We start from the raw sequence: 6,903 nt of genomic DNA on the forward strand, positions 1-6,903 counted from the left end.
AGATTCGGACGAGGATCTGGAGCGGTCGAAGAGCGTACCTGACACGCCGCAGACGCGTGCCGAAACCTACCGGCTCGCCTGGAACGATCCCGACTTCATGACGCGGCGCGAGTTGCGCGCGGTCAGGCTGCAACTCGAACTCCTGAAACCGGAAATGATCCTAGCCGAACGCGGCATCCGCTCGACGGTGATCCTGTTCGGCGGTGCGCGCCTGCCGGAACCCGGCGGCGAGGCCTGGGCGGCCAAGAACGAGACGCAGAAGAAGAACCTCGAAGAGAACAGCAAATACTACGAGGAAGCGCGCAAATTCGCCCGCCTCTGCTCGCAGCAATCGGCTACCTCCTATTACCGCGAATATGTCGTGGTGACCGGCGGCGGGCCTGGCGTGATGGAAGCGGGAAACCGCGGCGCCGACGATGTCGGCGCGCCGTCGATAGGCCTCAACATCGTCTTGCCGCACGAGCAGGCGCCGAACATCTATGTGACGCCGGAGCTCTGCTTCAACTTCCATTATTTCGCTATCCGCAAGATGCATTTCGTCATGCGCGCCAAGGCGGTCGCGGTGTTTCCGGGCGGCTTCGGCACGATGGACGAATTCTTCGAGACGCTGACCCTGATCCAGACAGGGCGCATGGAGCGCGTGCCGGTGATCCTGTTCGGCAAATCCTTCTGGAAGCGGGCGATCGATCTCGATTTCCTCGCCGAGCAGGGCACGATCAGCCCCGGTGATCAGGACATCATCGACTTCGTCGACACCGCGGATGAGGCGTGGGGGATTATCAGCCGGTTCTATAAGTTAGGAGAGTAGGGCTGCGGATCGGGGAATTGAAGAATTGAAGAATGAAGGGATTGTGGCTCTGCGTTCGGATCGATCCCCAATTCGTCATTTCATCATTTCTTCATTTCCCCTCCCCCCTCTCCACAATCGCCGTCAGAAACCCCGCCAGATCGTCGGTGACGAAATCGACATCATCCTCATTGGCCGGGTCGCGCTCCCATATCTCGGAAAAGGTCGGCTCGAAATTGCGCGGCACGATCAGCACCGTGGTCATGCCGAGCGACTTCGGCACCGAAAGGTTACGGGCAAGATCCTCGAACATCACCGCATTGTGGCCGGTGACGGCGTGGAGTTCGGCGAACTTCTCGTAGGTCTGGCGCGCCGGCTTGGGATTGAGCCCCGCAGCGACGATGTCGAAGATGTCGTCGAAATGGTCGAGGATGCCGAGCTGGCGCGCGGTGCGCTCGGCGTGCCTGCGGTCGCCGTTGGTGAAGATGAACTTGCGGCCCGGAAGCTGGCGGATGGCGGTGCCGAGAACGGGATCGGGCACCAGCCATGAATAGTCGATGTCGTGGACCTTCTCGAGGAAATCGTCGGGGTCGATGCCGTGGCGTGTCATCAGGCCGTTCAGCGTCGTGCCATATTCGCGGTAGAGCTCCTTCTGCAACTTGCGCGCATCGTCGCGCGGCAATGCCAACAGTTCGCCGACATAGGCGGTCATCTTGACGTCGATCTGCGAGAACAGATTCGAATGGTGCGGATAGAGCGTGTTGTCGAGATCGAAGACCCAGTCGGTGACATGGGCGAAGCGGGCGGGGTCAGGGAGCGTGGTCATGGGCTCCTTATGGCATGAAACGCGCATTCCGAAAGCGACTTTATCCACAACTTCTGCTCGTTGAGGTTGCGTAAATCGTCTCACGATTCAAATTTTAGGCATCTGGGAAAGGTGGCCTTCAGGGCTTGCTGGCAGAGAGGCAGTCTTGTGGGAGCAAGCGATGAACAGCATAATTCTGAGATCCGCCGCCGTTGCTTTCGCCTCAGTCGCGGCCTCTCTCCTGCTGACCCTGATCATCGTTCCGGCCATGGGATTTCCGGTCAACCGGACGATCTGGCTGACCTCCACGCTCTGTCCGCTGGTGCTGGCGTGGGCCGCCAGCGCAAGCACTTTCTGGCAAAGCGACAGGCTGAAAAACGCGCATCGCGATCTCGCCCGAGCCCATGCCCAGCTCGCCGCCGCGCATCGCCGCCTGGCGGAAAAGGCGAGCCGCGACGACATGACCGGCATGCTCAACCGGGAAAGCTTCTTTGCGGCGCTCGACGGTTCGCGCCGCAAGTCCGATCGCGGCGCGCTGCTGATCATCGATGCCGACCACTTCAAGACCATCAACGACAATTTCGGCCACCTGACCGGCGATGACGCGCTGCTTTTGATCGCCAGCGCGATTCAGCGCGGCGTGCGCAGCGGCGATGTGCTCGGCCGCATCGGCGGCGAGGAATTTGGCGCCTTTCTGGTTGGCGCCACCGAGCAGGAGGCCAAGCGCGTCGCCGAGCGCATTCGCCGCGAAGTCGAGCTGATCCGCTTCCGGCCCGTCGACGAGCGGACCATTCCGCTCACGGTCAGCATCGGCGGTACTGTCTGCGGCGAGGAAGCCAGCGTGTCGGAGTTGATGCGCGCCGCCGACCGACGCCTCTACCAGGCCAAGCACCAGGGCCGTAACCTGACGATCATCGACACCGGCATTTCCGAGGCGGCGTGATCCGATCTGCCGCAACCGGCCTGTTAAGAAAACTCTAACCTTGTTTGCACTCGGTTGTACCGCTTAGCCGGGTTTTCACTGCTTTGCGGCCAGACTTGGCACGATACTGGCTTCCACGGTGATGCATGTGTCGTTCCGGGAATTGCCGTTCTGGGAACGCCATGCAGTGCCGAAGCCCAGCCGAGAGACCAGCCATGAGTTTCATCATCAAGAAAATGTCACGCCGCGCGCTCGTGCAGGCGTTGATCGCATTGCCTGCCCTGTCTTTGTTCCGCAAGCTGCCTGATGCCGATGCCGCCGGTCCAAAGCCCGACCCGAACGAGATCGTCGAGGTCGGTGGCTGGATCCTGAAGCGGAGCGACCTGGCATGATCTTCGACAGCTACGAGGCGTATCGCGCTGCGAACTTCACCCCGAAGGTCTGCATCCTCGGCTCCGGTCCGGCCGGCATGACCATTGCCCGCAAGCTTGGCGCGGCCGGCATTCCGGTGGTGGTGATGGAGGCCGGTCCGCGCGAATTCAGCGACGACTCGCAGGACTTTTACCGGGGCAGCACGGTCGGGGATTTCTATTTCGATCTCGACATCACCCGGCTGCGGTTCATGGGGGGCAGTTCCAACCACTGGGCAGGCTGGTGCCGCGTGCTCGACAAGCAGGATTTCGAGCCGAAGGCCTGGGTACCCGATACGGGCTGGCCGATCGCCCGCACCGACATCGAACCCTATCTGCCGGAAGTGCGCGATATTCTCGACCTTCCGGCCCTCCGGCCCGATATGCCGATCTCGGACGATATTCGCTGGGTGCAGCTGATCAAGAGCCCGGCCGTGCGCTTCGCCGAAAAGTTCGGCGATGAACTCGACAAGGCCACGAACATCGCGGTGGTGCTCAACACTTGTGCCACCGAACTTGCCGGCGACGGCAGACGCGTGACTGGCGCCAGGCTGTGGTCAAACGGGCAGGATGCCGGCTCCTTCAGCGCTGACTATTTCATCGTCTGCACCGGTGGGCTGGAGAATTCGCGGCTGCTTCTGTGGTCCAACCAGCGCTCGAACGGCGGCGTCGTGCCGAATGCAACTGCGCTTGGCCGCTACTGGATGGAGCATCCGACCTTCGAGGGTGGCAACGCCATCCTGGCCGACTATAACGCGTTCGAGGTCGACGCCGTCAACGAGGCCTTCTTCTCGCCGACACTCGCCGCCATGGAGCGGCTGCAGATCATGAATTTCGGCATCCGGCTGATCGAGACGCCGTATCCCGGGGTCAAGAGCCTTATCGCCGACCTCGCCTGCACGGCGCCCAGCATGGCGGAATGGATGTCCTACCAGCTCAGTCAGAGACTGCGCTGCGCGGCCCAGCTCTACGTCGCCTGGGAACAGGCGCCGCTGGCCTCCAACCAGATCGAGTTGTCGAAGACCGATGTCGACCATGCCGGCGTGCCGCGCATCGAACTGCACTGGAAGAAATCCGAACTGGAACATCGCACCCTTCTCGAAGGGCTCAGACTGTTCGGCGCAACGCTGATCGAGAAGAATCTCGGCCGCGTGCGCATTGCCGACTGGATCAGCAATGGTCAGGACTATCCGACCAACGACGAGACGGCGGGCCATCACCATATGGGCGGCACGCGCATGGGCACCGACATCAGCAAGAGCGTGGTCGACGCCAACTGCAAGGTGCACGGCATGGACAATCTCTATGTCGGCGGCTCCTCGGTGTTCTGCACGTCGGGTCAATGCAACCCGACGACGACGATCACCGCGCTGGCCTGCCGGCTGGGCGACCATCTCAGCAAGGTGGTCACCGCCTGACGGCTGCAGGGCAGCATGCTGCCTAGGGCAGTTCACCGTTTCACGGAACGGCGATCCGCTCTAACTCTTTGTTTGACGCAATTCCGGACGGAAAACCGTTTCACACTTTTCCTGGAATTGCTCTAGAGCGTCGCCGGGTCGAGCGCCGGCTGGTCCTTGCGCCGGGCGACGATTGCCGCGAAATCGGCGGTCTGGAAGGCATCGCGCAAGGCGTCGAAGGACGGCAGCACGAAATAGGCGCGCTGGAACTTGTCGATCTCGTAGCCGGTGCGCATCACCGTTTCCAGGTCGAAGGGCACGTGGTGGGCGTCCTTGCCTTCGACCGCGAACTGCAGCTCGGTAAACGACGACATAAGGCCGGCGCCAAAGGCCTTCAGCGGCTGGCCGGCCTCCTGCATCAGGCCATATTCGGCCGTGTACCAGTAGAGCCGGGAAATCATCTCGTCGCCACCCAGCGCGATGATGTCGCCGGCCTTCTCGCCATACATCTGCATGAAATCGGCGAACACCGGTTGCGACAGCGCCGGCACATGGCCGAAGAAATCATGGAACATGTCGGGCTCGACAATGTAGTCGAGCTCCTGCCTGGTCCGCAGCCAGTTGGTGACCGGGAAGCGGCGATCGGCGAGATGGTCGAAAAACGGAGCCGCGGGAATGAGCCCCGGCACCGCGACGATCTCCCAACCGGTCAGTTTGCGCAGCTTGGCGCTGACCTCGTCGAAGTCGGGAATACGGTCGAGCAGGCCGAGTTTTTCGACGCCGTCGAGGTAGGAATGGTGGGCGAGCTTGCGCGTCAGTCTGGTCTGGCGGTCGCACAGCGTGCGCCACACCGCCTGCTCTTCATCGCTGTAATCGTAACCCTGCGACACGGTGAAATCAGCACGGCAGACCGAGTAGTCGCCGCGCAATCCTTGCGCCGCGCAGTCGCGGGCGTATTCGGCAACGCTCATCGTCGTCATGGTTTTTCTCCTCGCAAAGCAAATCGCTGACGTGCTGAACGTTAAGCGGATTTGCGGAGGCGAATCGGTTTTGATGATGGTTCGAATTCGGAAATCGGGATAATATTCACTCAGAAATTCCCAGGAAGGAGTGAAAATGCCTCGATTCGATGATTTCGAGATCAAGATGCTCGATGTCCTGCAGCGCGACGGGCGCAAACCGGTTTCAGAGCTGGCGCAAGAGATCGGCCTGTCGACGACACCATGCGCGCGGCGCTTCGAGGCGCTGCAGGAGGCCGGCATCATCAAGGGATTTGCCGCCGTGATCAGCCGCCGCGCTGTCGGGCTGATGGTCGAGGTGTTCATCCAGGTGCGCCTCGTCAGCCACAGCGACGGCTCGCCCGAAAGCTTCATCGCCGCCGTGCAGCGCATGGACGAGGTTTCCTCGTGCTGGACGATGACCGGCGACCATGACTTTCTGCTGCATGTCATGGTGCCGTCGGTCGACGAGCTCAACGCTTTCGTCATGCACCGGCTGATGCGGCTCGACGGCGTGCGCGACGTCCACACGCAGTTGGTGCTGCAGAACATCAAGGGCCCGGGCCATGTGCCGCTCGGGCATCTCAGGCGATGACAATGCCTGCCCTTCGCACTCCTTGAGGAAAAGCTGCACGCAAACTGCTGAAACGGGCCAAGCGCGTGTCCACATCGCCGGCCAGCTTGTGCGGACCAACTGCCCAGGAGGTCCGCCATGAAAATCGTCCTGATCAATCCGCCGCACACCGCCATCGGCAGCCGCGTGCCCGACGATCACCTGCCGCCGCTCGGCCTGCTGGCGATCGGCGGGCCGCTGATCGATGCCGGCCATCAGGTGCGCCTCGTCGACGCCGAGTTCGGGCCGATGCCGCTCGATGACGTCGTGCGCAGCGCACTGGAGGACCACCCCGACTTCGTCCTGATCGGCCATTCCGGCTCGACCTCGGCGCACCCGACCGCCTTGGCGATCGCGCGCATGATCAAGGAGCGCGAGCCGGCGACCATCATCATCTATGGCGGCGTTTTCCCGACCTATCATTGGCGCGACATCCTGGCCGCTACCGATGCCTTCGACTTCATCGTGCGCGGCGAGGGCGAAGCGACGGTGGTGGCGCTGGTCGAAGGGCTGGAAATGCGCCAGCCGCCGGCGAGCGTGGCCGGCATCGCCTATCGCGACGATCTCAGCCGCCCCTTCGCCACACAGGCGGCCATGACCATTGCCGACCTCGACGCCTACCGCGTCGGCTGGGAACTGATCGACCATACCAGTTACAGCTACTGGGGCGGCAAGCGGGCCGTGGTCATGCAGTTTTCGCGCGGCTGTCCGCATCTGTGCAACTATTGCGGCCAGCGCGGCTTCTGGACCCGCTGGCGGCATCGCGATCCGGTGAAATTCGCCAGGGAGATCGCATGGCTGCATCGCCAACATGGCGTCGAGCTCATCAATCTCGCCGACGAGAATCCGACCGTCTCGAAGAAAGCCTGGCGGGCCTTCCTCGATGCCCTGATCGCCGAGAACGTGCCGGTGCTGATCGTCGGTTCGACCCGTGCCGACGACATAGTGCGCGATGCCGACATCCTGCATCT

The 6,903-nt window shown here is 62.3% G+C and carries 8 protein-coding genes; 6 read left to right on the forward strand and 2 right to left on the reverse strand.

Features of this window, described 5'->3' with window-relative positions; genetic code table 11:
- A partial coding sequence (locus tag EN925_RS16840; RefSeq protein WP_164894244.1) for an LOG family protein occupies positions 1 to 808 on the forward strand: 808 nt, incomplete at its 5' end.
- A 91-nt stretch (positions 809 to 899) separates the two neighbouring features.
- Here the strand turns inward: EN925_RS16840 and EN925_RS16845 are convergent.
- Entirely contained in the window at positions 900 to 1,613 is a 714-nt protein-coding gene (locus EN925_RS16845; protein ID WP_013528482.1) for a pyrimidine 5'-nucleotidase, read from the reverse strand.
- 160 nt (positions 1,614 to 1,773) lie between these two features.
- Between EN925_RS16845 and EN925_RS16850 the strand changes: the two genes are divergently transcribed.
- The 3 genes from EN925_RS16850 to EN925_RS16860 all read left to right on the forward strand — a co-directional run bounded on the left by EN925_RS16850 (position 1,774) and on the right by EN925_RS16860 (position 4,342).
- Positions 1,774 to 2,535: a GGDEF domain-containing protein gene (locus tag EN925_RS16850; RefSeq protein WP_013528483.1), complete on the forward strand. Its 762-nt coding sequence runs from the start codon at positions 1,774 to 1,776 to the stop codon at positions 2,533 to 2,535.
- Between the two features lie 194 nt (positions 2,536 to 2,729).
- A complete protein-coding gene (locus EN925_RS16855) occupies positions 2,730 to 2,906 on the forward strand; it encodes a hypothetical protein (RefSeq protein WP_013528484.1) in 177 nt (58 codons plus the stop codon).
- Positions 2,903 to 4,342, forward strand: a complete 1,440-nt coding sequence (locus EN925_RS16860) for a GMC family oxidoreductase (RefSeq protein ID WP_127384771.1) — start codon at positions 2,903 to 2,905, stop codon at positions 4,340 to 4,342. The genes EN925_RS16855 and EN925_RS16860 overlap by 4 nt, the downstream gene beginning before the upstream one ends.
- A 122-nt stretch (positions 4,343 to 4,464) precedes the next feature.
- Here the strand turns inward: EN925_RS16860 and phhA are convergent, their stop codons facing one another.
- A complete protein-coding gene (gene phhA, locus EN925_RS16865) occupies positions 4,465 to 5,301 on the reverse strand; it encodes a phenylalanine 4-monooxygenase (RefSeq protein WP_013528486.1) in 837 nt (278 codons plus the stop codon).
- A 136-nt stretch (positions 5,302 to 5,437) separates the two neighbouring features.
- Here phhA and EN925_RS16870 point away from each other — a divergent pair, with 136 nt between their 5' ends.
- Entirely contained in the window at positions 5,438 to 5,914 is a 477-nt protein-coding gene (locus EN925_RS16870; RefSeq protein WP_024502088.1) for an Lrp/AsnC family transcriptional regulator, read from the forward strand.
- Positions 5,915 to 6,031: 117 nt separating this feature from the next.
- The coding region (locus EN925_RS16875; RefSeq protein WP_206632837.1) for a cobalamin-dependent protein at positions 6,032 to 6,903 on the forward strand (872 nt) is incomplete at its 3' end.

This window comes from Mesorhizobium sp. M7A.F.Ca.US.006.04.2.1 (assembly GCF_004022915.1).
Classification (GTDB): Bacteria; Pseudomonadota; Alphaproteobacteria; order Rhizobiales; family Rhizobiaceae; genus Mesorhizobium; species Mesorhizobium ciceri.